At 73.0% G+C, this 25,825-nt stretch carries 23 protein-coding genes and 1 tRNA gene; 10 read left to right on the forward strand and 14 right to left on the reverse strand.

Features of this window, described 5'->3' with window-relative positions:
- Positions 1-58 precede the first annotated feature (58 nt).
- Positions 59-1,837 (reverse strand): alpha/beta hydrolase, encoded by a 1,779-nt coding sequence (locus FB454_RS23785; RefSeq protein WP_145823503.1) that lies wholly within the window; start codon positions 1,835-1,837, stop codon positions 59-61.
- 235 nt (positions 1,838-2,072) lie between these two features.
- On the opposite strand from FB454_RS23785, the gene FB454_RS23790 reads away from it, so the two are divergent.
- Positions 2,073-2,537: a hypothetical protein gene (locus FB454_RS23790; RefSeq protein ID WP_013289015.1), complete on the forward strand. Its 465-nt coding sequence runs from the start codon at positions 2,073-2,075 to the stop codon at positions 2,535-2,537.
- Here the strand turns inward: FB454_RS23790 and FB454_RS23795 are convergent.
- The 7 genes from FB454_RS23795 to FB454_RS23825 form a co-directional block, all read right to left on the reverse strand.
- Positions 2,524-3,999 carry a serine/threonine-protein kinase gene (locus tag FB454_RS23795; protein WP_013289016.1) on the reverse strand — a complete coding sequence of 492 codons (1,476 nt, stop codon included), beginning with the start codon at positions 3,997-3,999 and terminating at the stop codon, positions 2,524-2,526. The two genes, FB454_RS23790 and FB454_RS23795, sit on opposite strands and share 14 nt — an antisense overlap.
- 30 nt (positions 4,000-4,029) lie before the next feature.
- A complete protein-coding gene (locus FB454_RS23800; protein WP_013289017.1) occupies positions 4,030-4,488 on the reverse strand; it encodes a hypothetical protein in 459 nt (152 codons plus the stop codon).
- 135 nt (positions 4,489-4,623) lie between these two features.
- On the reverse strand, positions 4,624-8,205 hold the full coding sequence (locus FB454_RS23805) for an adenylate/guanylate cyclase domain-containing protein (RefSeq protein ID WP_013289018.1): 3,582 nt from the start codon (positions 8,203-8,205) through the stop codon (positions 4,624-4,626).
- The gene (locus FB454_RS23810; RefSeq protein ID WP_030273782.1) at positions 8,202-8,996 is read right to left on the reverse strand and encodes an MBL fold metallo-hydrolase; all 795 of its coding nucleotides are present in this window, start codon (positions 8,994-8,996) and stop codon (positions 8,202-8,204) included. Before FB454_RS23810 ends, FB454_RS23805 begins: the two co-directional genes overlap by 4 nt.
- Positions 8,997-9,131: 135 nt before the next feature.
- Positions 9,132-9,593, reverse strand: a complete 462-nt coding sequence (locus FB454_RS23815) for a RidA family protein (protein WP_013289020.1) — start codon at positions 9,591-9,593, stop codon at positions 9,132-9,134.
- A 5-nt stretch (positions 9,594-9,598) separates the two neighbouring features.
- A complete protein-coding gene (sp36, locus tag FB454_RS23820) occupies positions 9,599-9,754 on the reverse strand; it encodes a Sp36 family protein (protein ID WP_013289021.1) in 156 nt (51 codons plus the stop codon).
- A gap of 62 nt (positions 9,755-9,816) precedes the next feature.
- Complete coding sequence (locus FB454_RS23825) at positions 9,817-10,257, reverse strand: hypothetical protein (protein ID WP_013289022.1); 441 nt, start codon at positions 10,255-10,257, stop codon at positions 9,817-9,819.
- Positions 10,258-10,592: 335 nt separating this feature from the next.
- Between FB454_RS23825 and FB454_RS23830 the strand changes: the two genes are divergently transcribed.
- From FB454_RS23830 to bagB, 3 genes are read left to right on the forward strand one after another with little or no spacing between them, the layout of a single operon-like run.
- Positions 10,593-11,171 carry an Rv0361 family membrane protein gene (locus FB454_RS23830; protein ID WP_030273787.1) on the forward strand — a complete coding sequence of 193 codons (579 nt, stop codon included), beginning with the start codon at positions 10,593-10,595 and terminating at the stop codon, positions 11,169-11,171.
- A gap of 49 nt (positions 11,172-11,220) precedes the next feature.
- Positions 11,221-12,195, forward strand: a complete 975-nt coding sequence (bagA, locus tag FB454_RS23835; protein ID WP_030273789.1) for an ATPase BagA — start codon at positions 11,221-11,223, stop codon at positions 12,193-12,195.
- Between the two features lie 54 nt (positions 12,196-12,249).
- Positions 12,250-13,398: an ArsA family ATPase gene (bagB, locus tag FB454_RS23840; protein WP_030273791.1), complete on the forward strand. Its 1,149-nt coding sequence runs from the start codon at positions 12,250-12,252 to the stop codon at positions 13,396-13,398.
- A gap of 9 nt (positions 13,399-13,407) precedes the next feature.
- Here bagB and FB454_RS23845 read toward each other — a convergent pair whose 3' ends face one another.
- Positions 13,408-13,728, reverse strand: coding sequence for a WhiB family transcriptional regulator (locus FB454_RS23845; protein WP_145753586.1), 321 nt, complete (start codon positions 13,726-13,728; stop codon positions 13,408-13,410).
- A 403-nt stretch (positions 13,729-14,131) separates the two neighbouring features.
- Between FB454_RS23845 and FB454_RS23850 the strand changes: the two genes are divergently transcribed.
- A complete protein-coding gene (locus FB454_RS23850) occupies positions 14,132-16,576 on the forward strand; it encodes a transglycosylase domain-containing protein (protein ID WP_145753584.1) in 2,445 nt (814 codons plus the stop codon).
- A 72-nt stretch (positions 16,577-16,648) separates the two neighbouring features.
- Here the strand turns inward: FB454_RS23850 and FB454_RS23855 are convergent, their stop codons facing one another.
- Positions 16,649-17,104 (reverse strand): GatB/YqeY domain-containing protein, encoded by a 456-nt coding sequence (locus FB454_RS23855; RefSeq protein WP_030273797.1) that lies wholly within the window; start codon positions 17,102-17,104, stop codon positions 16,649-16,651.
- Positions 17,105-17,129: 25 nt separating this feature from the next.
- Between FB454_RS23855 and FB454_RS23860 the strand changes: the two genes are divergently transcribed.
- From FB454_RS23860 to FB454_RS23875, 4 genes are all read left to right on the forward strand, one after another.
- Positions 17,130-18,023 carry a metallophosphoesterase gene (locus FB454_RS23860; RefSeq protein ID WP_145753582.1) on the forward strand — a complete coding sequence of 298 codons (894 nt, stop codon included), beginning with the start codon at positions 17,130-17,132 and terminating at the stop codon, positions 18,021-18,023.
- Positions 18,024-18,154: 131 nt separating this feature from the next.
- Positions 18,155-18,231: transfer RNA gene (locus FB454_RS23865), tRNA-Pro, on the forward strand.
- A gap of 82 nt (positions 18,232-18,313) precedes the next feature.
- On the forward strand, positions 18,314-18,988 hold the full coding sequence (locus tag FB454_RS23870) for an HAD family hydrolase (protein ID WP_145823504.1): 675 nt from the start codon (positions 18,314-18,316) through the stop codon (positions 18,986-18,988).
- Between the two features lie 76 nt (positions 18,989-19,064).
- A complete protein-coding gene (locus FB454_RS23875; protein ID WP_013289031.1) occupies positions 19,065-20,168 on the forward strand; it encodes a calcium:cation antiporter in 1,104 nt (367 codons plus the stop codon).
- A 68-nt stretch (positions 20,169-20,236) separates the two neighbouring features.
- Here FB454_RS23875 and FB454_RS23880 read toward each other — a convergent pair whose 3' ends face one another.
- Positions 20,237-20,710 (reverse strand): hypothetical protein, encoded by a 474-nt coding sequence (locus tag FB454_RS23880; protein ID WP_225319843.1) that lies wholly within the window; start codon positions 20,708-20,710, stop codon positions 20,237-20,239.
- A 110-nt stretch (positions 20,711-20,820) separates the two neighbouring features.
- On the opposite strand from FB454_RS23880, the gene FB454_RS23885 reads away from it, so the two are divergent.
- Complete coding sequence (locus FB454_RS23885; RefSeq protein ID WP_145823505.1) at positions 20,821-22,104, forward strand: MFS transporter; 1,284 nt, start codon at positions 20,821-20,823, stop codon at positions 22,102-22,104.
- A 57-nt stretch (positions 22,105-22,161) separates the two neighbouring features.
- Here FB454_RS23885 and FB454_RS23890 read toward each other — a convergent pair whose 3' ends face one another.
- The 3 genes from FB454_RS23890 to FB454_RS23900 all read right to left on the reverse strand — a co-directional run bounded on the left by FB454_RS23890 (position 22,162) and on the right by FB454_RS23900 (position 25,790).
- Positions 22,162-23,904, reverse strand: coding sequence for a bifunctional metallophosphatase/5'-nucleotidase (locus FB454_RS23890; RefSeq protein WP_013289034.1), 1,743 nt, complete (start codon positions 23,902-23,904; stop codon positions 22,162-22,164).
- A gap of 401 nt (positions 23,905-24,305) precedes the next feature.
- The gene (locus tag FB454_RS23895; protein ID WP_145823506.1) at positions 24,306-24,998 is read right to left on the reverse strand and encodes a histone deacetylase; all 693 of its coding nucleotides are present in this window, start codon (positions 24,996-24,998) and stop codon (positions 24,306-24,308) included.
- 12 nt (positions 24,999-25,010) lie between these two features.
- Positions 25,011-25,790, reverse strand: coding sequence for a phosphodiesterase (locus FB454_RS23900; RefSeq protein ID WP_047894469.1), 780 nt, complete (start codon positions 25,788-25,790; stop codon positions 25,011-25,013).
- Between the last annotated feature and the right edge of the window lie 35 nt (positions 25,791-25,825).

Raw genomic sequence — 25,825 nt, forward strand, 5'->3', positions numbered from 1 at the left:
CCGAGGTGGGCCCGGGGTACGGCGGGTGCCCGATCACCCGCCGTACCCCGGGGGTCCGTCAGCGGACGGTCAGCGTGCCGACCGCCGGGCGCGGCGTCGCCACCGGCGGCAGCCGCTTCGGCTCGCCCCGGCTCGGCTCGCCCGCCCGGGCCAGCGCGCTCTTCGACGCGTCCGCCCGGCCGGCCGCCGCGTCCTCCTGGAACGGCTGCGCGTCACCGACGCAGAGCGTGCCCTTGGCCGGCAGCTTGCCGGTGAGCAGGTATGCGTCGATCCGGCCGGTCACGCACGCCGAGGTGCCGTACGCGGTGTGGCCCCAGCTGTCGCTGCTCAGCAGGCGGCTGTTCGGCAGCAGCTTCGCCGAGCTGACCGCGCCCTGGTAGTTGGTCGCCGGATCCCAGTAGTTGCCGACCACCAGCACCGGGGCGGCGGTGACCCGGTTGAACGGCCCGGTCCAGGCGTCCTCGTCCCGCACCGTCCAGGTGTTGCGGGCACAGGGCGAGGTGCCCCAGGCCCACGCCCGCCCGAAGTAGGGCGCCCGCTTGTCCTCCTTCGCCGACAGCGCCGGCCAGGCGTCGGCGCTCTTCGGGTGGTACGCGTCGGTGCAGTCGACGGTCAGGAACGTCTCCAGCCCGTTGTCGTACGGGAAGTCGTACCCCCGCTGTTGCCGTGCCTGCGCGGCGCGGGCGGCGAGTGCCTTGCGGGCCGTGGCGGTGGCGGCCTTGCCGGCGGCCGGGTCGGTCAGGGCCAGGAGCTGGACGGTCAGGTCCACGACCGACTGCCAGCCGTACGGGTCGTAGAGCGCACCGAGCGTGGCGCCGACGAAGTCGGCGTAGCTGACGGTGAACGAGCCGAAGTCCGGGTCCTCGATCACCACCGGCTTCTTGCGCAGCCGCTTCGCCACCGTGTCGTACGCGGCCAGCGGGTTGCCGGTGGAAGCCAGCGCACACTGCTCGGCGCCGGCCTCGCCGCACCGGGCCAGGATCTCGCGCAGCGCCCGGTACGCGCCGTCGGCGCTGCGCAGCCGCGTCTCCTGGAGCTGGTTGCGGGCACTGCCCTGGCCGATCCAGGCGTTCGGGTCGAGCACGCCGTCGACGACCAGCGCGCGGAAGCGGTCCGGGAACATGTTGGCGTAGTACTGGCCCAGCGCGGTGCCGTAGCTGAAGCCGAGGTAGCTGAGCCTCTTGTCGCCGACGGCGCGGCGCAGCACGTCCATGTCGCGGGCCACCTCGGCGGTGGACGCCGCGCCGGTGAGCGGCTTACCGGTGGTGGAGCACGCCTTGCCGACCGCCTTGGACGCCGCGACGTACGCCTTCTCCTCCGCCTTGGTCCACGGGAACGCGACGTTCAGCCCGGCGTACGCGCGGGTCTGGTCCTTCACCGAGCGGAAGCACTTGATGTTGTCACTGGCCTCGACGCCGCGCGGGTCGACGCCGACGATGTCGAAGCGGTCGAGCAGGTCGTCGCCGAGGAAGTAGGGCGCGGCGAGCGCGATGCTCGTGCCGGAGCCACCCGGGCCACCCGGGTTGAGGAAGAGGCTGCCGACCTTGCGCTGCTGGTCGCGGGCCTTGACCCGGAGCAGGGCGACCTCGGTGGTGGCGCCCTTCGGGTTGTCGTAGTCCAGCGGCAGCCGGACCGTGGCGCACTCGGCGTAGTCGTAGCAGGCGTACCAGTCGAGCTTCGGCGTCGGCACGCGGTCCACCCGGCGCGCCTCGGCGGCGGTGGTCCTGTCGTGCGCGGGTGGTTGCGGAGTCGCCGCCGCGGCGGGCGCGACGGCCGGTCCGGCGAGGAGGACGCCGGCGATCCCGGTTGCGGCCAGGGATCGGATTGCACGGGGCATGAGGCTGCCTTCCGTCGGGGAACAGTTCCGTCGAGGAGACCTCGACCCCCGTCACTGTAGGGATCGACGCCCACGTTAGTGGCCCCCAAACGGGGATCGATACGGCAAACAACCAGATGATGTAACGATTTTTTCTCGATCGTCGCTACCTGCGACTCCGAAGTGGAGCGTCGGTGACGGGAAGCCGTCTCATCCCGCCGGTTGACAGGTGGACGCGCTGGGCCATGCTTGTCGGGTGAGATCGTTCCCGAAGCCCGATGCGCGGGCGAAGGCCGTCGTCGCGTCCCTGGCGACGGTGGCGGCGGTGGTGACCCTCGCCGTGTGGCGTCCGCCCGGCATCCTGTCGGTCGTGCTGGCCCTGGTCTGCGTCCTGCTCGCCATGATCACGGGAGTGACGATCACCGCCGCGCGTCAGCCCGGCGGCACCGGCGGGCCCGCCCCGCAGGCCGAGACCTGGCCGGTCCCCCACCAGGGGTACGGAGTGGACGCCGACACGCTGGAGGCGATCGACCCGCGCGCGGTACGGAACCTGCGCACGCCGGCGGGCCAGCCGATCGACGCGGACACGCTGGAGACGCTCGACCCGCGGGTGGTACGCGGCATGCGGGCGACGACAGCGGTGGACGCCGACACGCTGGAGACGCTCGACCCGCGGTCGGTCCGGCAGGGCCGGACCGTGAACGGGCTCAGCGACCGGTGAGCGTGGGGCCGGCGAGCGCGTTGACGCCCCGGCCGGCCAGACAGCGGTAGGTGCGGTCCGCCTCGGCCTCCGGCGGCAGCACCTCCAGGTTCCACCCGCTCGCCGACTTGCCGCCGCTGACCAGCCGGAACGTGTCGGCGTTGCACACCCGCCCGACGGCCGGGTCGGCCGCGACCGTCTCGTGGCGGGCCCCGGCGAGACCGGCCGGCAGGTCACCGGCGGCGTAGGTCTCCCACGTGTGCTGGCCGTCGCACGGCACCCGGCTCGCCTCGGCCCGGTCGCGGCGCAGCCGTACCGGACCGAAGCACTCCAGTTCCGTCGCGCAGCGCGCCCCGGCGGGCAGCCGCACGTCGGCGGACGCGCAGCCGGGCACCGGCGCCACCCCGGCCACGCCGCTGGTCGCCGGTGTGGGCGTGACGGCCGGCGTGTGCCCGCCTGCCACCCAGCCGCCACCGGCCGAGGCGGCGAGCGCCAGCACACCGGCGCCGCCGAGGAACCAGCGCTTGGGCCAGCGCCGGCCACGCGAGGCCACCGTCGGGTGGTCGTCGTCCGCGGGCGGCCGCGGGTTCGGCCCACCGGTGCGGTGGAACCGGTCGCCGGTGGCGCCGTCGTACAGGCCGCCGGTCGCCGGGGCGCCGTCCAGCGGCAGCGAGGCGAGCAGGCCGCGCAGCTCGACCGCGGACGGCCGCGCGCCCGGGTCGTTCGACATGCCCAACCGGAGTACGTCGATCAGCTCACCGGGCACACCGGGCAGGCCCGGGATCGGCTGCTGGAACATCTCCAGCACGGTGACCAGGCTCGGGTTGCGTTCGGAGTGCCAGCGCGGCGGACGGCCGTACATCACCGCGTAGAGCGTGGCGCACAGCGAGTAGACGTCGACTGCGGGCGTGGGCGGACTGTGGTTGAACGTCTCCGGTGGCGCGTACGCCGGGGTGAGCGCCTCCAGCATCACCGAGGAGTCGCGGAACTCGGCGAGCACCGCCAGGCCGAAGTCGGCCAGGACGGCCGAGTTGAACTCGGAGTGCAGGATGTTCGCCGGCTTGACGTCGCGGTGCAGGACGCCCGCCGCGTGCGAGTGGGCCAGCGCGTCGGCGATCTTCACGCCGAGGTCGCGGGTCTCCGCCGGGCCCAGCGGCGAGGTGCGCATCCGCTCGGCGTACGAGCCGTCGCACAGCTCCATGATGAGGTAGGGGTGCTGGTCGACGGTGACGCCGACGTCGAACAGGTCCACCACGTGGGGGTGCGACGACATCCGCCCGGCGGCACGGGCCTCGCGCAGGAAACGGGCCTGGTCGCGTTCGCTGTCCAGCGTGCGGTTCTCGATCTTGACCGCGACCTCGCGCCCCACCGAGATCTGGGTGGCCCGGTAGATGGTGGCGTACCCGCCCCGGGCGAACACCTGCAGATCGGTCAGACCGGGCACGATGGGCAGCCGCAGGGCGCCGGGCGGGGTCTCGGTCACGACTCGAAAATACCCAACGATCCGGACCCGTCAGCGCGCCGTGTCGGTGGCCGGCACCGGACCCGGGACGGAGTCGTCAGTGGCGGCGGCCGCCCGGCGGGCGTCCCACCACAGGCCGACCGCCGTCGCGACCGCGCCCAGGCCCTCCCACGCGGCGACCGCGAAGAAGCGGTCCGGCGCGACGTCGGAGAGCACCGCGATGGTGAACACGGTGAAGGTGACCAGGCGGAACCACACGGTGAACCGGTAGAACGGCCGCCACTCGGTGGCGACGGCGAGCAGGTAGTAGACCCCCATGTTGAACGAGGCCATCGAGGACGCGGTGAGGAACGTGCCGGTGTAGTCGCCCGGAGCGCGCTCGGCCGGCACCTCGAAGCCGAGCAGGCGCAGCTGCGTCTCCGGCCAGATCAGACCGAGCGCGCCGAGCAGCAGCGCGAGGAGCCCGAAGACCGCGATCGTCCAGCCGGCGCCCGAGCGCGGCAGCCTCATCGTTCCTCCCCAGCGTGGTCTGCCGGTGACGCAGGCGCGCACCGGGAGGCGGCAGTCGATCCACCACTGTCGCGGCCCCACGCTAACCGGCTCCACCGACGAACACATCCCCGGAACCGTCAGAACAACGGGCGGTCAGCCGCCGGAGAGGCGGACCCGCAACGCGTCCGCGACGATCCGCTCACTGCGCTGCTCGGTGGCGTACGCGAGGCGTACCGCCTCCTCCGCGTTCGTCAGCGCCTCGGCCCGGCGACCGCAGGCGTCGAGCGCCTCGGCCAGCACCAGCAGCGCCACCACCTGGCTGCGCACGTCCTCGGCCGGGGCGGTGATCGACCGCTGCGCCCAGTCGAGCGCCTGCTCGCGCTGGCCGTGGGCGAGCAGCGCGGCGGCGTACCGGGCCATCGTCTGCCGCCGTGAGAACAGCAGCGAGGGCGCGTTCGCCGCGCCGGTCGCGACCGGGGCGAGCAGCCCCACAGCGGTGCCCGGGTCACCCGCCGCGAGCCGGGCCATGGCGAGCAGCACCCGCGGCGCGACCTGGGCCGGCGCCTGCGGGTTGTGCGGCTCCACCCGGGTCAGCACCGACCGCGCCTCCCGCTCGGCTGTCTCATGGTCGCCCATGTCCAGCGCCACGAAGCCGCGCAGCGTGCCGGCCATGCCGGTGAGCAACGGGTGGGTGGTCCGGTCGGCGTACTCGAGCGCCTCGGTGAACAGGTCGGCCGCGTGTTCCGGCTCGCCCAGCCCGCGCGCCACCACCCCGCGCACCACCAGCGCGAAGCCCTGCCCCCAGTCGTCGCCCACCTCGGCGAAGTCCCGATACGCGCGCCGCGCCGCCCGGTCCGCCTCGGCCAGGTCGCCCAGCTCGGCGGTGGCGTACGCCTCGACCGCGCGCAGCGTCCCCACCGCCCACGCCTCGCCGACCCGCTCCCCGAACGGCAGGAACACCCGCGCCATCCGGCACGCCTCCCGCAGCCGGCCGGCGAGCAGCCGGGCGAACGCGGTGGTGCCGCGCAGCCAGGCCCGCCCGTACGGGTCCTTCAGCTCGGCGAAGAGCCGGGCGGCCCGGCCGAGCACCGCGTCGGTGCCGGCGAAGTCGCCCCGGGTGGTGGTCACCCAGGCCAGGTTCTGCAACGACCAGGCCTGCCCGCGGGGATCCCGCGCGGCGAGACTGACCTGGTAGGACGCGGCCAGCCGGCTGCTCGCCTGCCCGAGCCGGCCGGCGATGAAGTCGGCCATGCCGAGCCGCCGCATCGCCGACGCCCGCAGCGTGGGCAGACCGGCGTCGGTGGCCACCTGCAACGCCTCCTGCCAGTTGCACTCGGCCCGCTCGGCGTCACCGAGTGTCTGCTGGGCCTGCCCGGCGAGCAGCAGCGCGGCGGTCCGGGTGGCCGGGTCGCCGGTGTTCGCGGCGATCTTCTCGGCGAACGCGAGCGCGTCGGCCGGGCGGCCGATCTGGAGCAGCGCCCGGGCGTGCACCACCCGGTCCGCCGGTGGCACCCCGTCGCGGGCCAGCTCGGCCGCGCGCTCGGCGTACTCGACGGCGAGCGCCGGCTCCCCCGACCGCAGCGACCGGCGGGCGGCCCGGCCCAGCGCGGCCACGCCCAGCGGGGTGACCGCCCGGGCCGGCGCGTCCGGGCGCAGCTTGACCGCGTCGGCGAGCGCTGTGGCCCGCTCCACGTGCTCGGCGACGAAGTCGTCCCGGGCGGCCTCGGTGAACGCGCCCCCCGGGGCGCCGCCGGTCTCGTCGACGCTCTCCGGCGCGGCCCAGCGGGCCAGCGCCGCGTGCCGCTCGGCCAGCTCGGCCTTGCTCACCCCGGCGTACGCGGCCTCCCGCATCAGCGGGGTGGCGAAGGCGAACCCGCTGCGGGTGCGGTGCAGCATGCGCCGTTGCAGCAGCTCCTCCACGGCCCGGTCCAGCTCGACGGCGGCCACCGCGGCGGGCCGCCCGTCCCGTCCGACCCGCTGCTCCCGCAACGCCTCCAGCGCTCCCGCCGGCACGGTGTCGCCCACCACCGCGGCGTCGCGCAGCGCCGAGCGGGCGTTGGGCGGCAGCGCGTCGATACGCGCCGCGAGCACCGCGGCCAGGTCGCGGGAGAGCAGGCGGCTGCCGAGCGAGCCGGGGGCGAGTCGCCAGCCGACGTCGGCGCCCCGCCCCGGGCCGGCGGTGAGCGCACCGCGCTCCATCAGCAGCGTGACCAGCTCGGCCAGATAGAACGGGTTGCCCTGCGCGGTGGCGAGCAGCCGGTCCGCGTCGGTCTGGGGCATGCGGCCACCGGACAGGTAGCTGGTGAGCAACCGGGAGGCGTCCGCGCCGCGCAGCGGCGGCAGCGCGTGCACCTCGGCGTCCGCGACGCGGGTCAGCGCGCCGGCGGTGCGTACCAGCTCGGGACGGCCGAGCAGCAGCACCAGCACCGGCCCGCTGAGCCGGTTGAGGGTCAGCGCCAGCGCCTTGAGCGTCTCGGCGGTGGCGTCGTGCAGGTCGTCCACCACGATCACCAGCGGCGCCTCACCGGCGAGCGCGCTGAGCAGGTCCGCCACGGCGGTCGGCACCGCCTCGTCGTCCGGCGGCGGCCCGGCCGCGTTCCACTCGCCGTTCTCGGTGGCGGGCGGGAGTTCGGCGTACCCGAGCAGGGCCAGGAGCTGGTCCACGGCGATCGGCGGCGGGTCGCCGGGGAGCCGGGACAGGCGCTGGCCGAGGCGGCGCAGCCGCTCCTCGACGGCCGGCCGGGTGACGGCGGTGGCCGCGTCGCCCGGCAGGCCGACGGCGGCCCGGACCAGGTCGGCCAGCGGCGCCAGCCGGCGGCGCTCGCCGAACGCCGCGCAGCGTACCGAGAGCACGCGGGCGCCGGTGTGCGCCGCGTACCGCCCGGCGCCGACGTCGTAGCCGGCAGCGAGGCGTTCCACCTCGGCCGCGAACCGGGACTTGCCGATCCCCGCCTCGGCGGTCATCAGCAGCACCCGGGGCTCACCCCTGTCGATCACCTCGGCGAGCCGGCCGGCGATCCGGCCGATCTCGGTCTCCCGGCCCACGAACGGCGCCTCGTCACCGAGGCCGGACCGGGTGCCGGGCGCGTCGAGCAGGCCCAGCAGCTCGTACGCCTCGACCGGTTCCCGCTTGCCCTTGAGCCGCAGCGGGCGCAGCGCCCGCCAGGAGGCGACGTGCCGGGTGGCCGCGGAGGTGCGCGCACCGGCGTAGACCGCGCCGACCGCGGCGGCGTCGGCCAGCCGGGCGGCGGTGTTCACAGTGTCGCCGATGACCGTGTACTCGATCGCCGCCTGGATGCCGGCGATGACGTCTCCGGTGTTGAGGCCGACGCGCAGGCCCAGCGGCGCGCCGCCGCCGCGCTCGTCGTCGAGCACCCGCCGCACCGCACGCTGCATGGACAGCGCCGCGCGGACCGCCCGCTCGGCGTCGTCCTCGTGCGCGACCGGGGCGCCGAAGACCGCCATGATCCCGTCGCCGGTGAGCTTGTCGACGTGCCCGCCGAAGGTCTTGACCGCGCCCGCGAGGGCCGCCAGCACCCGGTCGGTGACCGCACCGACCCGTTCCGGGTCCAGGTCCTCCGACCAGGAGGTGAAGTCGGAGAGGTCACCGAAGAGCACGGTCACCACGCGGCGCTCGGCCGCGGGCAGCGTGGCGGCAGCCGGCAGCGCCGCCCCGCAGTTGTGGCAGAACCGCGCCCCGGGCACGGCTACGGTTCCGCACACCGGGCAGGTCACGGCTGCTCCACTCCGAGGTGTTCGAGCTGGGCCCGGACCGACCACTCGGCGGCCCACCACAGCGACCTGTCGACGTCGGCGTAGACCACTGCGACCACCTCGGCCGCGGTGGTGGCGCCCGCGGCGACGGCGGCGCGCACCTGGTCCAGCCGGGCCCGCCGGTGGGCCAGGTAGAAGTCGGCCGCCACACCGCAGTCGGCCAGCGCCGGGCCGTGGCCCGGCAACGCCGGGATCTCCCGGTACGTGGAGAGCAGCTCCAGGCTCGACAGGTAGTCGCCGAGGTGCCCGTCCGGGTGGGCGACCACTGTGGTGCCCCGGCCGAGGATGGTGTCGCCGGTCAGCACGACGCGCTCGCCGCCGTGCGCGGCGACGAGGCAGACCGAGTCGGCGGTGTGCCCGGGGGTGGGCAGCAGTCGCAGGTCCAGCCCCACGTCGAGCGCGGTGTCGGCGCTGAGCGGCTCACCTCCGGCGGTGTGCGCCGGGTCGGCGGCGAGCACCGGTACGCCGTCGAGCAGCTCACGCAACCGGGGCGCGCCCTCGGTGTGGTCGGCGTGCCCGTGCGTGATCAGCACGCACCCGATGCGCCCCTGCGCCGCGATCGCGGCCAGGTGCCCCTCGTCGGCGGGCCCCGGGTCGACCACGACGGCGGGCGCGTCCGGCCCGGCCCGCAGCACCCAGGTGTTGGTCCCGTCGAGCGTCATCGGCCCCGGGTTCGGCGCACGCAGCAACGTCACCCACGCCGGTAGCTCCTCCGCAAGCGCCCCCGCGGCCCCGGCCATACGCCCACCCATGGCTGCGATCGTACGACTCCGCCCGCCGCTCCCCGCGATCTTGCAGTTCCGGCCCGAGCTTTGTCCCCGTGTGGGGCTTCTGCCGGGGCCGCAACCGCAAGATCGCGGGCTCTCACGGCGGGCGAGAGGGCACGGTCACGCGACCTCGACGATGACCTCTACCTCTACCGGGGCGTCGAGGGGGAGTTCGGCCACGCCTACCGCGCTGCGGGCGTGGCGGCCGGCCTCGCCGAACACGGCGCCGAACAGGTCGGAGGCGCCGTTGATCACGCCGGGCTGGCCGGTGAAGCCGGGTGCGCTGGCCACGAAGCCGGTCAGCTTCACCACCTTGACCACGTTCTCCAGCCCGACCAGCGCGTCGATCGCGGCGAGCGCGTTGAGCGCGCACCGCTGCGCCAGGTCCTTCGCCTGCTCGGCCGAGACGCCGTTGCCGACCTTCCCGGTGGCGAGCAGCTTGCCCTCGGCCATCGGCAGCTGGCCGGACACGTAGACGTGCTGCCCGGACTGGACGGCCGGTACGTAGCTGGCCACCGGCGGCACCACCTCGGGCAGTTCGAGGCCGAGCTCGGCGAGCTTCGCCTGGGGTCCGTTGCTCATCGAGGTCAGCCCTTCGGACGCTTCAGGTACGCGACGAGCTGCTCCGGGTTCGGGCCGGGGACCACGGAGACCAGTTCCCAGCCGTCCTCGCCCCAGTTGTCGAGGATCTGCTTGGTCGCGTGGACCAGCAGCGGCACCGTGGCGTATTCCCACTTCTGCATCGGAGGAGGGCTCCCTTGCCTGACTTGGACTTCGGTCAGGCACAGCCTACGGTCCGCCGCGGTCACCAGGACGCGGGACGCGGCTCCGGCGCCGCCGGCGGCTCGCCGCACGGGCCCTCGTGCTCGAAGCGCTGCGGGCACCGGCTGCGGTCGGGCAGCAGCAGGTCGCAGAAGACCCGGTGCCTGTTGTTCTGGTCGTCGGCGGTGGAGACGGTGGTCTCGCCCGCGTCCAGCTCCATCAGGAAGCCCAGCGAGGTGGCCACGGTGCCGGCGAGCGCGGTGGCCGCCGCCAGGTCGGGCACCCGGACCTGGAGGTGGATGACGTAGCCGGGCTCGTCCTCGTCCCGCCCCCTCCCGCCGGAACGGGGAAGCGTCCGGACCACGTCGGCCGGAGGGCCGTAGGAGCGCTCGTTGAACGGCGCGCCCGGTCCCTCGGCCTCACCCGGCCGTCCGGCCCGGTCACCGGGGAACTGGCCCCGAGGACTGTTCTCCGCGTCGCGCATCCTTCGCCTCCGGGCGTCGTACCTGTTCACCAACACCGCAATCCGGCTCGGAGCCGTCCCCGGCCCGGCTCTCCGCGTCGGGGACGAACGTAGATCCTGCGACAAGTCCCGGCAACGGGACGCGCACGCCTCGTCACGTCCAGTCACATTTGCGACACAAGGCTGGTCGGGAACGCGGTAGCCGTCTCCGTCCGGCGGGGCGCGTACGCGGGGCTGGCAAGCGCCCCGCCGACCGATACCCTTCCGGACTGGACGCGCGCCGACGCGCGCCCGCACACCTCGACCCGTGCCCGTCGCCTGGGGCGGCGACGGGAGCCGCAACCCGGGGGAGACAGATGACCCAACCGCCCGTCGGTGGCGACACCGGCACGCCCGGCGACCCGAATCCGCAACCGCCGCCCACCGGCGGCGCGCCGCCGGGATCCGCACTCCCGGCCGGCCCGCCGGCGTACCCGTCCGAACCCCAGCCGCGCAAGCGACCGGCGGTGCTGATCGTCTCGCTGGTGCTGGCCGCCGCGGTCCTGCTCTGCGGCGGTGGGGGCACTGCCGCGTTCCTCGCGCTGCGCAACAGCGAGGACGGCCAGGGCGCGAAGGAGCCGCAGGTCGCGGTGGACGGCTTCCTCAAGGCCGTCTACCAGGAGCGCGACGCCGAGAAGGCTGCGGCGTTCGTCTGCTCCGCGGCCCGCGACGACGAGAAGATCACCACCAAGGTCGCCGAGGTCCAGAAGTACGTCGCGCAGTACCAGAACCCCCGGTTCCGCTGGCCCACCCCGACAGTCGACAACCAGACCGGGGACCGGGCCACCGTCTCCGCCCGGGTGACCATGACCACCGCCGACGAGAAGGTCGCCGAGCAGGCGCTGCGTTTCACAGTGGTGCGGAAGACGGGTTGGTGGGTCTGCGAGGTCGGCTGATCCCACCGGCCGGACAGAGCTGGTCCCAACGGCTGGTTAGGCTCGACGGGTGGCAGCGAGTGAGCAGCCGGCCGAGTCCGCCGGCAGATGGCCGGCCCGCCTGCACGTGGTGACCGGCAAGGGCGGCACAGGAAAGACGAGCGTGGCCGCCGCGCTGGCCCTCGGCCTGGCCGCCGGGGGCCGGCGCACCCTGCTGGTCGAGGTGGAGGGCCGGCAGGGCATCGCCCAGCTCTTCGGCACCGACCCGCTGCCGTACGAGGAACGGCACCTCGCCGACGCGCCCGGCGGCGGTGAGGTGCGGGCGCTGGCGGTGGACGCCGAGGAGGCGCTCCTCGAATACCTGGACATGTTCTACAAGCTCGGCGCCGCCGGCCGGGCGCTGCGCAAGCTCGGCGCGATCGACTTCGCCACCACGATCGCGCCGGGCCTGCGCGACGTGCTGCTCACCGGCAAGGTCAAGGAGGCGACCACCCGGACCAGCGGGTCGCGCCGGACGTACGACGCGGTGGTGCTGGACGCGCCCCCGACCGGGCGGATCGGCCGCTTCCTGAACGTGACGGCGGAGACCGCCCGGCTCGCGAAGGTCGGCCCGATCAAGACCCAGAGCGAGGGCGTCTCCGCGCTGCTCCGGTCGCCGATGACCGCTGTGCACGTGGTCACGCTGCTGGAGGAGATGCCGGTCCAGGAGACGCTCGACGCGGTGGCGGAGCTGACCCAGCTCGGTTTCCCGGTCGGCCGCGTGATCGTCAACGGCGTCCGTCCGCCGGTGCCGGCCGGGCGGGCGGTGACAGCGGCCGAGCTGAAGCGCGGGCTGGCCGCCGCCGGCCTGCCGACCGACGGCCCGACCGTGGCCGGGCTCGTCGAGGAGGCTCGTGACCAGCAGGTACGCCGTGAGCTGGAGGACTCCCTCCGGGGTGACCTGGTGGACCTCGGCCTGCCCCTGGTCGAGTTGCCGCTGCTGCCCGAGGGGGTCGACCGGGCCGGGCTGGAGACGCTCGCCGAGGCCCTCGTCCGGGCGGATTGACTCACACCTGCGGCCGGCACGGAGCAGAGTGCCCCTCGGGACCGATACGCTCGATTGGTGCCTTCCGAAGACGCGGCGCCTCCGCTTGACGTCGACCAGATCCTCGCCGACGACGGCGTACGGATCGTGGTCTGCTGCGGCGCGGGCGGCGTGGGCAAGACGACCACGGCGGCGGCGCTGGCGTTGCGGGCGGCCGAGCGGCACGGCCGGCGGACGGTGGTGCTCACCATCGACCCGGCCCGCCGGCTGGCCCAGTCGCTCGGCCTGACCGAGCTGGACAACACACCCCGGCAGGTCAAGGGCATCGACGTCGAGGCCAGCGGCGGCGAACTGCACGCCATGATGCTCGACATGAAGCGCACGTTCGACGACGTGGTGCTTCAGCACACCGACCCGGCGAAGGCCGCGGAGATCTTCGCCAACCCCTTCTACCAGGCCATGAGTTCCACCTTCGCCGGCACGCAGGAATACATGGCGATGGAGAAGCTGGGCCAGTTGCACGCCCGGGGCGAGTGGGACCTGATCGTGGTGGACACGCCGCCGTCGCGCTCCGCGCTCGACTTCCTGGACGCGCCGGCCCGGCTGTCCCGGTTCCTCGACGGCCGGATGCTGCGCCTGCTGCTGGCCCCCGCGCGCAGCGGCGGGCGGAGCATGTTCAGCCTGGTCACGGCGAGCTTCGGGATGTTCTCCAAGGTGGTGCAGAAGGTGATCGGCGCCCAGCTGCTCACCGACCTGTCCGGCTTCGTGGCCGCCCTCGACTCGATGTTCGGCGGGTTCCGGCAGCGCGCCGAGCAGACGTACCGGATCCTCCAGGCCCGGGAGACGGCGTTCCTGCTGGTCGCGGCGCCGGAGCCGGACGCGGTCCGGGAGGCCGCCTACTTCGCCGGCCGCCTGCGCTCCGAGCGGATGCCGCTGGCCGGGCTGGTGCTCAACCGGGTGCACCGGCCGGCGTCGGACCTGTCCGCCGCGGAGAGCCTGGCCGCCGCGGAGCGGCTGGCCGGCGTGGGTGGGCACGAGGGCACCGTCGAGGTGTTGCGCGCGCACGCCGCGCTGGCCCAGCAGGCGGTACGCGAGGAGCAGGTGGCGGCCCGGTTCACCGAGGCGTTCCCGGCGGTGCCGGCGGTGTCGGTGACGGCGCAGCCCGCCGACGTGCACGACGTCGACGGGCTGCGGACGATCGGCGAGGCGATCAGCCGGAGCTGACCGGTCCGGTCAGTTGGCCGTGGTGACCAGGATCTTGTCCTTGCCGGCCTTCTCCTTGGCGTTCTTCCTCATGGCCGCCTCGAACATCTTGCGCCAGCTGGTGACCTGCGGGTGACGGCGCAGCAACGCCCGGCGCTCGCGCTCGGTCATGCCACCCCACACGCCGAACTCGATCCGGTTGTCGAGCGCGTCGGCCAGGCACTCGTACCGAACTGGGCAGCTCCGGCAGATCCTCTTCGCCACGTTCTGTTCGGCGCCCTGTACGAACAACGCGTCCGGGTCTCCGTTCTGACATGCCGCCAGTGACGGCCAGTCAGTGATCATGCCCATCTGTACACGTCCCCCCTTGCAGTACCTACCGACTTCGCGCGAGCAGCCCTCGTACATCCCCCCGGTCGTTCGCGCCGGCCTCCCCAGGGCGGCACGAACGACTCATGGCTGCGGTCGCCGCCACCATCATGCTGTGTAGTCGCCCGATTACGCAACGTTGTCGGCGAAATCCATCATTCCGGACACTCCCGGCTTCCCGGGCTTTCGCCCCGCGACTACCCCGCCCGAGTACGTGAAAACGCTGCGCCACTCCCGGACTTCGGAGAGACTTCCGCCGGATCTCACGCAACCCCGGACCAGGGCTCGTGCGTTTAGCACAACGAGGCCGGCGCGTGCAGGAAATGGGGAAAGTTCCCCGCGCGCCCGCCGTTCCCTACTCGCGTACCCTGTCGAGGTGACCTGGATGCGGAAACGTGACCACAACGTGCTGACCAACGCCGCATCGCTGCTGATCTGCGGCCTCTTGGCCGGAGTGGTGGTCGCCGCGGCGGCCTTCCCCGTGGCGGCGATGTCCGGACTGGCCGCCAAGGCGGGGGCGGAGACGTTCGATGCGTTGCCCAAGGAGCTGACAGTCGCCCGGGCGCCCCAGATCACCCGGCTGCTCGCGTCCGACGGCAAGACCGTGCTGGCCACGATGTACGACGAGAACCGCAAGGACGTCAAGCTCAAGGACATCTCGCCGTACATGCAGAAGGCCATCATCGCGGCCGAGGACCACGACTTCTACAAGCACAACGGCGTGGACATCAACGGTGTGGCGCGGGCCTTCGTCAACAACCAGGCCTCCGGCTCCTCCCGGCAGGGCGCCTCGACGCTCACCATGCAGTACGTCCGGCTGGCCATCTCCTACTCGGCCACCCACCCGGCCGACGTGGTCGCCGCGACCGAGGACACCAGCGGCCGCAAGCTGCGCGAGATGAGCCTGGCGCTCCAGGTCGACAAGGAGCTCTCCAAGGACGAGATCCTGGAGCGCTACCTGAACATCGCCGCGTTCGGCAACGGCGCGTACGGCATCTGGGCGGCCAGCCAGGTCTACTTCAACAAGCCGCCGAGCAAGCTCGACATCCAGGAGTCGGCGATGCTCGCCGGCATGGTGAAGGCACCCACCGCGTTCGACCCGACCACCAAGGCGGGTTACCCGGAGGCGGTCGGCCGGCGCGACTACGTCATCGACAACATGGTGCAGATCGGCGCGGTCACCCAGCAGGAGGCGGACGCCGCCAAGAAGATCAAGCTCCAGGTCAAGGGCAAGCGCACCCCGAACGGCTGCACCCAGACCACCACCCGCTCGTGGGGCTTCTTCTGCGACTACCTCTACCGCTGGTGGCTCCAGCAGGAGACGTTCGGCGCCACCTCGTACGACCGTGAGCGGCGGCTCAAGAGCGGCGGCTACACCATCGTCTCCACCCTGGACGTCCAGGCCCAGAAGGGCGCCGACAAGGCCGTCCGCAACAAGCTCGGCGAGAGCAGCAAGGCGGCCCGCATGGTGGCCGCCGTCGAACCCGGCACCGGCCGGGTGCGCGCCGTGGCGGTGAACCGGAACTTCAAGCTCGACGACCCGGCCGACCCGCAGAACAAGATCTCCAGTGACCCGAAGAAGGCCAAGAAGAAGATCCGGGGCAACTACCCCAACACGGTGAACCCGCTGGTCACCGGCGGTCCCGGCATCGCCGGCTACCAGGCCGGCTCGACCTTCAAGATCTTCACGCTGGTGGCCGCGCTGGAGAAGGGCTACCCGCTCAGCTACCCCATCAACGCGCAGCCGGTGTTCAAGTCCGACTACCCGGTCGAGTTCAACTCGCCCGCCGCCTGCCCGGGCACCAGCAAGTACTGCCCGAAGAACGCCAACCCCGCGATGGCCGGCATGCACAACATGTGGAGCGGCTTCGGCTTCTCGGTCAACACGTTCTTCATCGACCTCCAGCAGCGGGTCGGCGCGGAGAACGTGGTGAAGGCCGCGCAGAAGCTCGGCATCACGTTCCGCTCGTCGAGCGACGCGCAGCTCGCCGCCAACCCGCACCAGTGGGGCGCGTTCAGCCTCGGCGTCTCCCAGACCACCCCGCTGGAGCTGGCGAACGCGTACGCGACGCTCGCCGCCGACGGCAAGTACTGCGAGCCGATCCCGGTGCAGGAGATCCGTGGCCCGGACGGCGAGAAGCTGGACGTCGCCAACCCCCGCTGCGAGCAGCGGGTCAGCACCGAGGTGGCCCGCGCCGCCGTGGATGCCGCGCGCTGCCCGGTCGGTGACCGCTCCTCCACCACGAAGTGCGGCCCCGCCACCGCCGGCAACGTCCGCAACATCGTCAACGCGCCGGTGGCCGGCAAGTCCGGCACCACCGACTCCGACCGCACCTCGGCGCTGGTCGCGATGACCAAGCAGTACGCGGTGGCCGGCATCATGGCCGACCCGGACTGGCCGCAGACCAACCAGAAGATGGGCCACGACGAGACGCCCCAGGGCATCAACCCGGCTGTCTACCAGACGCTGCGCGACGCCATGAAGGGCAAGGAGCGGAAGAACTTCACGCCGCCCAGCGGCAAGATCGTCCTGGGTGACCAGCGCTCGATCCCGGGCGTGAAGTGCGAGTCCATCGAGACCGCGAAGTCCCGGCTGAAGGGTGCCGGCTTCGAGCCGGTGGTCTCCGGCAACAAGGTGCCGTCGGAGTGCCCGGCCGGCACCGCCGCCGGCACCAGCCCCGACGGCCGCACCATCAAGGGTGGCGTGGTGATGATCGAGGTCAGCTCCGGCCAGGGCACCCCGGAGCAGGGCGGCACCGCCACACCGGGCCGGCCGGGTGGCCCGGGCGGACCGGGTAACGGCGGCCGGCCGGGACGACCGCCGAACTGACAGCCGACACAGCGACGGCCACCTCCCTCGGGAGGTGGCCGTCGTCGTTTCCGCGCTACCGGAGCGCCGGGGTCAGAGACCGAGCTGGCGGCGTACCTCGGCGGCGACCCGACCACCCTCGGCCCGGCCGGCCACCGCGCCCTGGGCCGCCTTCATGGCCGGGCCCATCTGCGCCTTGCCGGTGAAGCCGCCCGCGGCGAGCGCCCCCGAGACCAGCTCGGCCAGCTCGTCGTCGGAGAGCTGCTTGGGCAGGTAGCGCTCCAGCACCTCACCCTCGGCGGTCTCCTTGCCGGCCTGCTCGGCGCGCCCGGCGTCGGCGAACGCCACCGCCGCCTCGCGGCGCTTCTTGGCCTCCTTGGTCAGCACGGCGAGCACCTCGTCGTCGCTGAGCTCGCGCTTTTCCCGGCCGGCGACCTCGGCGTTGCCCACGGCGGCCAGGGCCATCCGCAGCGTGGAGGTGGTCAGCTCGTCGCGCGCCTTGAGAGCGGCGCGCATGTCGGCGGTGAGACGGTCCTTCAGCGTGCTCATGGACGGTGAAACTACCCTGAACGCCATGCGAAAGCGCACACTATTCCGGCTCGCGGCCGGAACCGTCGCCGCCGGTGCGGCCACCCTGGCGTACGCGTCGCTCATCGAGCGCAACATGTTCACCCTCCGCCGGTACGACGTGCCGGTGCTCCCGACCGACGCCGAACCGCTGCGGGTGCTGCACCTCTCCGACCTGCACATGATGCCCGACCAGCGACGCAAGCAGGACTGGGTGGCCTCGCTGGCCGCACTCGACCCCGACCTGGTCGTGGTCACCGGCGACAACATGGCGCACCCGGCGTCGGTGCCGGGCGTGCTGCGCGCCCTGCAACCGCTGCTCGACCTGCCCGGCGCGTTCGTCTTCGGCTCCAACGACTACACCGGCCCGGTCTTCAAGAACCCCTTCACCTACTTCCTGCCCGACCGGGAGTACTCCGAGGGCGTGCCGCTGCCGTACGAGGAACTGCGCGACATCCTCACCGGCGCCGGCTGGGCGGACCTGAACAACGCCCGCACCACGCTCAAGGCCGGCGGGCGGGAGATCGAGCTGGCAGGCGTGGACGACCCCCACATCGAACGGGACGACTACGACGCCGTGGCCGGCCCGGTCAGTGGCGACGCGGCGCTTTCGATCGCGTTGTCCCACTCCCCCGAGCCCGTGGTGCTGGACCGGATGGCCGCCGACGGCTTCGGTCTGCTGCTCGCCGGGCACACCCACGGCGGCCAGGTCTGCGTGCCCGGGTACGGCGCCCTGGTGACCAACTGCGGGCTGCCCCGCTCGATGGCGCGGGGGCTGCACCGCTGGCCCGGCTCGGACTCCTGGCTGCACGTCTCCGCCGGCCTCGGCACCCACCCCACCGCCCCGATCCGCTTCGCCTGTCCCCCAGAGGCCAGCATCCTCACCTTGATCCCCCGCTGACCCCCCGGCAGATCTTGGTACGCGGCCGCCCCTCGGAGGGCTCATCCGTACCAAGATCTGCCGGGTACGCGGGGCGGGGGGTACCGAGTTTGACCGTGCGGGCGGGTGGGCTACTATTTGTCGGCACGCCTCGGGGTGTGGCGCAGCTTGGTAGCGCGCTTCGTTCGGGACGAAGAGGTCGTCGGTTCGAATCCGGCCACCCCGACCAGAGGTAAGAGGGCACATCCGATCGACCGGATGTGCCCTCTGCGTTTTCCCGGCACCGATCACCGTCGCAGTAGGATCCCGCCATGCCACGGCCGGTGGTCTTCGACCTCTTCCACACCCTGGTCCACGGCGCCGACGACGAGCGGGACCGGGTGGTCGGCGAGATGGCGCTCATCGTCGGAGTGGATCCGGCGGCGCTCGTCTCCGCGTACCACGCCACTTGGCGGGACCGCCTGGTCCGGTGGAACGCGGCCGAGACGGTACGCATCCTCGCCGCGCGTCTCGGCGGCGCGCCGACCGATGAGCAGGTGACCCGGGCCGCCGCGCATCGGCTGACTCTCGCCCACCGGGTGCTGGGCCGCGTCTCGCCCGTCACGCTGGACGTGCTCGACGCGCTGCGCGAGCGCGGGCACCGGCTGGCCCTGATCAGCAACGCCACCTCCGAGACGGCCGAGGCGTGGGCGGGCGGCCCGCTCGCCCGGCGCTTCGACGTCACGGTGTTCTCCTGCGAGGTCGGGCTGGCCAAGCCGGACCCGGCCATCTACCGCACCGCCGCGCAGCGGCTGGGCGTCGCGCCGGCCGACTGCGTGTACGTGGGCGACGGCGCGGACGGCGAGCTGGCCGGCGCGGCGGCGGCCGGCATGACGGTGCTCCGGACCACGGAACACCAGGACACCGACCCGGGCTGGATCGGACCGGTGATCGCGAACCTCGGCGACCTGCCCGCCCACGTGGAGCAACCGGCCTCGGCCGATTAGATCGACGGAACTGCCCGAAGCCACCCCGCCACGCGCGGTTGCCCCTGCCTCCTGGCAAAGTGTGCGCATGTCGCCGATGATCCGATCCCGCCTGACCGATTGGACCACCGTCGCGCCCCTGGTCGCCGTGCTCGTGCTCGTGATGACCTGGGGACGGGAGCTGCCCGGTCCGCTCATCTTCGTGGTGGCGGCCCTGCTCGCCGCGGCCGTACTGGCGGCTGTGCACCACGCCGAGGTGGTCGCGCACAAGGTCGGTGAACCGTTCGGGTCACTCGTGCTCGCGGTGGCGGTCACCGTGATCGAAGTCGGTCTGATCGTCACGCTGATGATCAGCGGCGGGGACAAGACGCAGGCGCTGGCGCGGGACACCGTCTTCGCCGCCATCATGATCACCTGCAACGGCATCCTCGGCCTTTCGCTGCTGCTCGGCGCGCTGCGGCGGCAGGTCGCGGTGTTCAATCCGGAGGGCACCGGCGGGGCGCTCGCCACTGTGGCCACGCTCGCCACGCTCAGCCTGGTGGTGCCGACGTTCACCACGAGCCGGCCGGGACCGGAGTTCTCCCCGGCGCAGCTCGCCTTCGCGGCGGTCGCCTCGCTGGCGCTCTACCTGCTGTTCGTCATGGTGCAGACCGGCCGGCACCGCGACTACTTCCTCCCGGTCACGCAGGAGGGCAGCATCCTCGCCGAGGACAAGAACGGTGACGGGCACGCCGAGCCGCCGTCCACGCGTACCGCGCTGGCCAGCCTGGCCCTGCTGGTGGTGGCGCTCGTCGCGGTGGTGGGCGACGCGAAGACGATCTCCCCGGCGATCGAGACGGCGGTCGGCGCGGCGAACCTGCCGCAGGCGTTCGTCGGCGTGGTCATCGCGCTGCTGGTGCTGCTGCCGGAGACACTCGCCGCCGCCCGGGCGGCCCGGCGGGACCGGGTGCAGATCAGCCTCAACCTCGCGCTCGGCTCGGCCATGGCCAGCATCGGCCTGACCATCCCGGCCATCGCGATCGCCTCGATCTGGCTGGACGGGCCGCTGGTGCTGGGCCTGGGCGGCACCCAGATGACGCTGCTGGCGCTGACCGCTGTGGCAGCGGTACTCACCGTGGTGCCGGGGCGGGCGACTGTGCTCCAGGGCGGGGTGCACCTGGTGCTGCTCGCCGCGTTCGTCTTCCTGGCCGCCAGCCCGTAAGCCGCGCCGGCCGCGGCCCGCCGCCAGGACGTGGGCCGCGGGCCGCGGGCCAGAAGGCAGGCAGACCGTCAGTCGTGCATCTCCGTGCGCGCCACCTCGGCGAACGCGGCGGTCAGGTACTCGGCGAACGGGCGCCCGGTGACCGCCAGCAGGTCGGCCACCAGCAGCGGCGCGTGCCGGGCGATCGCCGCCGGGGCGGGCGGGTTCTCGTCGTCGCCCGGGTCGTAGACGCCGAGCGCGCCGGCCAGCAGCACCAGCAGCACGTGCGGGTCGACGTCGGGCCACCAGGACGCCGCCGAACGGACGCACTGTTCGAGCACCTGGCGTACGTCGTCGCCGTCCAGCCCGTCCGGGTGGCCCTCCTCCAGCAGCAGCCGGACCACGCCGCCGAGCACCAGCCCGGCCCGGTCGGCGGCGGCCAGCCGCTCGACGGCCGGGGCGTACGCCTCGGCGTCGCGGGCCTGCGCGGCGCTCACCGCGTCGGTGGCCGTCTCGGCGATCTCGCGGGCCGGTGCGGGCAGGTGCCGCCAGGTCGTGGTCACCGGGTCAGCATGGCAGAGCACGTGTGATCGCTCACCTTCCGGCCCGGCGACCACGTGTGTAAGGGGTAAACGGGTCGCGGTAGTCGTACCCGCCGAACAGAATCCCTGCCATGCTGCGCCGTGCCCTGCCCGCCCGTCCCGAAGCCCGCCGGATCCTGCTCGGCACTTTGTTCTCCGCGGTCGGGCGCGGCCTCACCCTGCCGTTCCTGTTCATCTACCTCACCGACGTACGCGGCCTGACCGACACCCGGGCCGGGCTGGTGATCGGCTGGTTCGGCGCTGTCACGCTCGCTCTGTCGCCGCTGGCCGGCACGTTCATCGACCGGTTCGGCGCGCGCCGGGTGGTGTTGCCCTGCCTGGTGATCGAGGCGGTCGGGACCGGCTCGCTGGCGCTGGTCGACTCGACCGCCTCGGCGTTCGGCGTGATGACGGTCGTCGCGGTGGGCAGTTCGGCGATCTGGGCCGGGCAGAACACGATCCTCGCCTCGCTGACCGGTGACGGCGAGCGGCAGCGCGTCTTCGGGCTCAACTTCGCGCTGCTCAACCTGGGCATCGGCACCGGCGGTCTGATCTCCGGCGCGGTGGTCGACGTGGCCCGTCCGATCACCTTCGAGGTGATCTACCTGCTGGACGCGGTGAGCTACCTGACTCCGGCACTGATCCTGCTCACGCTGCCGAACGTGGGGCACCGGCCGATCCTGGCCACGGGCGCGAAGGCCGACGACCGGAGGAGCGGCGGCTACCTCACGGTGCTGCGGGACCGGCCGTTCCGCCGCCTGGTCGTCTTCGGCCTGGTGCTCACCACCTGCGGGTACGCGCAGATCGAGGTGGGCTTCGCGGCGTACTCGGTCCGGGTGGTCGAGGTGACGCCCCGGGTGGTGGCGTGGGCGCTCGCCGCGAACACCGTGATGATCGTGCTCTCGCAGCTGCTGGTGATCCGGCGGTTGGAGGGGCGCAGCCGTACCCGGGCACTCGCCACCGTCGGCGCGGTCTTCGCCGGCGCGTGGCTGGTGCTCGGCGCGGCGGGTGTGGTGGGCAGCGGCAACGCGGTGCTCGCGGCGCTCGGCGTGGTGGCCTGTTCGGCGATCTTCGGGTTCGGCGAGACGATGCTGTCGCCGGTCATGCCCGCGCTCACAAACGCGCTGGCCACCGACGAGCTGCGCGGCCGGTACAACGCGATGAGCTCGATGATCTTCGGGATCAGCGGCGTGGTCGGTCCGGTCACCGCCGGGCCGCTGATCGGCGCGGCGCACGGCCGGGTGTGGGTGGCGGTCGTGGTGGGCGGCTGCCTGGCCGCCTCGGTGCTCGCGCTGTCGCTGCGTCCGCTGCTCACCGCCGCGCAGGACGGCCGCCTGGCCCCCGCCCCGGCCAAGCAGACGGCCGGCGTGGCCTGACACCGAACGGGCCCCGGAGCTGAACGCTCCGGGGCCCGTCGGCGGTGCGGTCGGCCGTCAGCCGGCGGCGACCTCGGTGGTCGTGCGGATCCGGTCCAGCGCCGGCGGGGAGACCGGCGACTTCTCGGTCAGGTACGCGGTGAAGGCGTCCAGGTCGATCTGGCCGGTCACCGCGTTGGTGCCACCGGTCAGGACGCTGAAGCCGTCGCCGCCACCGGCGAGGAAGTTGTTCACGGTGACCCGGTAGGTGGCGGTGTCCGTCACCGGGGTGCCGTTGATGGTGAGGCTGCCCCGGACCACCCGGGTGCCGGCGCACGGCGTGCCGGCCGGCGCGGTGGTGCCGTTGACGTCCACGACGTAGTTGACGGTCGAGGACGCGTAGAGCACGCGCGCGACGGTGAACTGCTGCTCCAGCATGCAGTAGAGCTGCGCGCCGGTCAGGTCCAGCGTCACCAGGTTGTTGGCGAACGGCTGCACGGTGAACGCCTCGGCGTAGGTGACCGGGCCGGCGTCGAGGTCGGCGCGGACGCCACCGGGGTTCATGAACGCGGCGACCGCGTTCTGCTCGGTGTCGGTGGCGGCGAGCTGCGCGTCGGCGATCAGGTTGCCGAGCGGCGACTCACCGGTCTGGTACGTCGGTTTGCCGTTGACGTCGACCCCGGTCTGGTACAGGTTCTCCTGGGTCTTGGTGATCGCGGCGGTGGTCTCGCCCACCACCCGGTCGGCCACCGGGCCGAGCGCGGTCTTGTACCGGTTGATCAGCTCGGTCGAGGCCGGGTCCTTCTCGACGTCCCGGGTGACCACCACGTTGTTCGCGGACGCGGTGACCACGTCGCGGGTACGCGGGTCGATCTTCAGGTCGATCTGGGTGACCAGGCGGCCGAACGAGCTGGCGCTGGTGACCAGCTTGCCGTTGATGTTGCAGTTGTACGCGGCGTGGGTGTGCCCGCTGACGATCACGTCGATGGACGGATCCATCCGGTTGGCGATGTCGACGATCGGGCCGCTGAACCCGGTGCAGTCGTTGATGCCGCCGCCGTTCTGCACGCCGCCCTCGTGCAGCAGCACGACGATGCTCTTGACCCCGAGCAGGCGCAGGATCTTGGCGTACTTGTTGGCGGTGTCGGCCTCGTCGGTGAACCGCAGGCCGGCGACGCCCTGCTGGCTGACGATGTTCGGGGTGCCCTCCAGGGTCATCCCGATGAAGCCGATCGGGACACCCTTGACGATCTTGATGCCGAACGGCTGCATCAGCGGCAGGCCGGTGGAGGTCTTGAAGGCGTTCGCCGAGAGGTACTTGAACTTGGCGCCACCGAACGGGGTGCCGTCGGCGCAGCCGTCCACCGGGTGGCAGCCGCCGCGCTGCATGCGCAGCAGCTCGGCCGCGCCCTCGTCGAACTCGTGGTTGCCGACGCTTGCGAACTCCAGCCCGGCGAGGTTCATCTCCTCGATGGTGGGCTCGTCGTGGAACGCGGCGGAGAGCAGCGGCGAGGCGCCGATCAGGTCACCCGCGGCGACCGTGACAGTGCCCTTGCCCTGCTGCTTGGCGGCGGCGCGCATCGACTTCAGGTGGCTGGCCAGGTATTCCGCGCCACCGGCCGGCTGGCCCTCGATGGTGCCGCTGGAGCCGGTCGGCGGCTCCAGGTTTCCGTGGAAGTCGTTGATCGCGAGCAACTGGACGTCGACCGGCTTCGGGCGGGCCTCGGCCTGGTCGGGGGTGACGGCGACCGCTGTGAACGCGGTCGCGGCGAGTGCGGCCAGGCCGACGGCGGCCCGGCGTCGCATCCCGGTGACGGACATGGAACTCCTCGTGAGATGCCGGTATGTGGCGTCCGGGCGATGGTTCGCCCGGCGACCCTGATCCGTGCCGTGACAGGTGTCGATCGCGGAGGGCGGTACTCGGGGGAACGCCGCCCCGCCGGGGTAGCTTCTCATCCACCGGCCGCCAGGTCGAACGGGGCGGCATCAGGAATCGTCGTTGTCCTGAGCGGCCCGTACCAGTCTGCCGGACGAGTCGGACATGACGGTCAGGTGAAATTCCGCGCGGCGCACGCTGTCGATGCCTGCCGCTGCCGAAGGCGTCGGCTCCCAGGGACAGGGAGCCGACGCCGACGCTCATGTCACGCGGAAATCCTTGCGCTGGCAACCGTCCTTGCCGGAATCACCTCCTGCCGGACACCCATCGCGGACCGAACGGTCGTTCATGTCCGACGGCCCGGCATATCGAACGAACTGTCCGAACTCGACTCACTGCCGGGCGTGCCGGTCCGAGGTCCGCTGTGGGCGGTGCCGACGAGCCTGCGCAACGCCGGACGCGTCCACCGCCCGGCGACCCCCGGCCGGCCCGCCAGATAGCCGACCGTCCGCGCGGCGTCCCAGCCGTGCGCCTCGCGCAGCCCGCGCGCCAGCATCCCGAGATAGACCGGGGCGGGCCGGGTCCACTGCACCTCCACCGCCCGATGCGGCGCGGTGAACGTGAGCATCGGCAGATCCTCGTGGACGCCGACGCGCAGCAGCGTCTCGTAGCGGCCCGGCCCGAGCGTCGCCCGCCCGGTCTCGACCGCCTCAAGGATCCCGGCCAGGTCGGCGCCGGGCGGCCGGTACATCTCCTGCGCGGCGATGTCAGCGAACTGCTCGACGGTCACCAGGTAGCCGCGCGCTGCTGCCCGGCCGGGCAGCAGCGGGTCGTAGAACGCCATGCCGCCGGTCCAGGCCCGCGACTCACCGGCGAAGTAGACGCCGCCGGGGATCAGCACCGGCACCGTCCGGCGCGGTGCCCGGCGGTCCCGGCAACCGGGGTACGTGCGCAGCCCGTCCGGTGGACACCCACCACGCAGGTACCAGCCGAGCCGGGCGGCGTGCAGGTTCGAGCCGTACGCGACGTACCAGAGCATCGGCGGCGCGGTTCAGAACCAGCAGGTGCGCCCGGCGGCGTGGCTGACCTGAACGGTGTGCGTCACGCAGCCGCCGTCGGCGATGCGGTGCAGCAGGAAGGCGGTCGGCTCGGCGACGAACCCCGGCTCCTCGTCGTCGGTCATGCTGAGGCTCACCTGGATCCAGGTGCTCGGCGCGGTGGTCAGCACCGTACCGGCGAACGCACTCGTCACCTGGCGGTGCAGGTGCCCCGCGGCGACGCGTACGACATGGGGGTGACGGCCGACCACGGCGGCGAGCGCGTCGGCGTCGGCGAGACCCATCGCGTCCATGCCCGGCACGCCCACCGCGACCGGCGGATGGTGCAGGCACACGACGGCGGGCGCGTCGGTACGCCCGGCGAGCACCCCGTCCAGCCAGGCGAGCTGCTCGTCGCCGAGCCGTCCGCCGGGGCTGCCCGGGGTGAGCGAGTCGAGCACCACGAGCGTCGCGTCCGGCAGGTCGACGTGGTAGTGCGCCGAGAAGCCACCGGCCAGGTACGGGGTGCCGCCGAACGTGTCGAGCAGCGACTCGCGGTCGTCGTGGTTGCCGGTCACCAGGTGCACAGGCAGCGGAAACGCGCCGACGATCTCGCGCAGGGCGAGGTATTCGTCCGGGCGGCCGTTCGCGGTGAGGTCGCCGGTGATCACCACGCAGTCGGGCCGGGGGCGCAGGGCGAGCACCGTGCCGAGCGCCCGGTGCAACCCGGACGCCGGGTCGGCCGCGAGCGGGCCGGTGGTCACGTGCGGGTCGCTGAGCTGGGCGATGAGCATCGGCCGCCTCCTCGGGTGCCCGGGCCCTCACGCTA

This window comes from Micromonospora sp. CNZ297 (genome assembly GCF_007827625.1).

Excerpts from the sequence above, each read along its gene's own strand:
- FB454_RS23785 (WP_145823503.1), bottom strand. The coding sequence starts at position 1,837 with ATGCCCCGTGCAATCCGATCCCTGGCCGCAACCGGGATCGCCGGCGTC.
- FB454_RS23800 (WP_013289017.1), bottom strand. The coding sequence starts at position 4,488 with ATGAGGCTGCCGCGCTCGGGCGCCGGCTGGACGATCGCGGTCTTCGGG.
- FB454_RS23810 (WP_030273782.1), bottom strand. The coding sequence starts at position 8,996 with ATGGGTGGGCGTATGGCCGGGGCCGCGGGGGCGCTTGCGGAGGAGCTA.
- FB454_RS23815 (WP_013289020.1), bottom strand. The coding sequence starts at position 9,593 with ATGAGCAACGGACCCCAGGCGAAGCTCGCCGAGCTCGGCCTCGAACTG.
- sp36 (WP_013289021.1), bottom strand. The coding sequence starts at position 9,754 with ATGCAGAAGTGGGAATACGCCACGGTGCCGCTGCTGGTCCACGCGACC.
- FB454_RS23825 (WP_013289022.1), bottom strand. The coding sequence starts at position 10,257 with ATGCGCGACGCGGAGAACAGTCCTCGGGGCCAGTTCCCCGGTGACCGG.
- FB454_RS23830 (WP_030273787.1), top strand. The coding sequence starts at position 10,593 with ATGACCCAACCGCCCGTCGGTGGCGACACCGGCACGCCCGGCGACCCG.
- FB454_RS23845 (WP_145753586.1), bottom strand. The coding sequence starts at position 13,728 with ATGGGCATGATCACTGACTGGCCGTCACTGGCGGCATGTCAGAACGGA.
- FB454_RS23850 (WP_145753584.1), top strand. The coding sequence starts at position 14,132 with ATGCGGAAACGTGACCACAACGTGCTGACCAACGCCGCATCGCTGCTG.
- FB454_RS23855 (WP_030273797.1), bottom strand. The coding sequence starts at position 17,104 with ATGAGCACGCTGAAGGACCGTCTCACCGCCGACATGCGCGCCGCTCTC.
- FB454_RS23860 (WP_145753582.1), top strand. The coding sequence starts at position 17,130 with ATGCGAAAGCGCACACTATTCCGGCTCGCGGCCGGAACCGTCGCCGCC.
- FB454_RS23870 (WP_145823504.1), top strand. The coding sequence starts at position 18,314 with ATGCCACGGCCGGTGGTCTTCGACCTCTTCCACACCCTGGTCCACGGC.
- FB454_RS23875 (WP_013289031.1), top strand. The coding sequence starts at position 19,065 with ATGATCCGATCCCGCCTGACCGATTGGACCACCGTCGCGCCCCTGGTC.
- FB454_RS23885 (WP_145823505.1), top strand. The coding sequence starts at position 20,821 with ATGCTGCGCCGTGCCCTGCCCGCCCGTCCCGAAGCCCGCCGGATCCTG.
- FB454_RS23890 (WP_013289034.1), bottom strand. The coding sequence starts at position 23,904 with ATGTCCGTCACCGGGATGCGACGCCGGGCCGCCGTCGGCCTGGCCGCA.
- FB454_RS23895 (WP_145823506.1), bottom strand. The coding sequence starts at position 24,998 with ATGCTCTGGTACGTCGCGTACGGCTCGAACCTGCACGCCGCCCGGCTC.
- FB454_RS23900 (WP_047894469.1), bottom strand. The coding sequence starts at position 25,790 with ATGCTCATCGCCCAGCTCAGCGACCCGCACGTGACCACCGGCCCGCTC.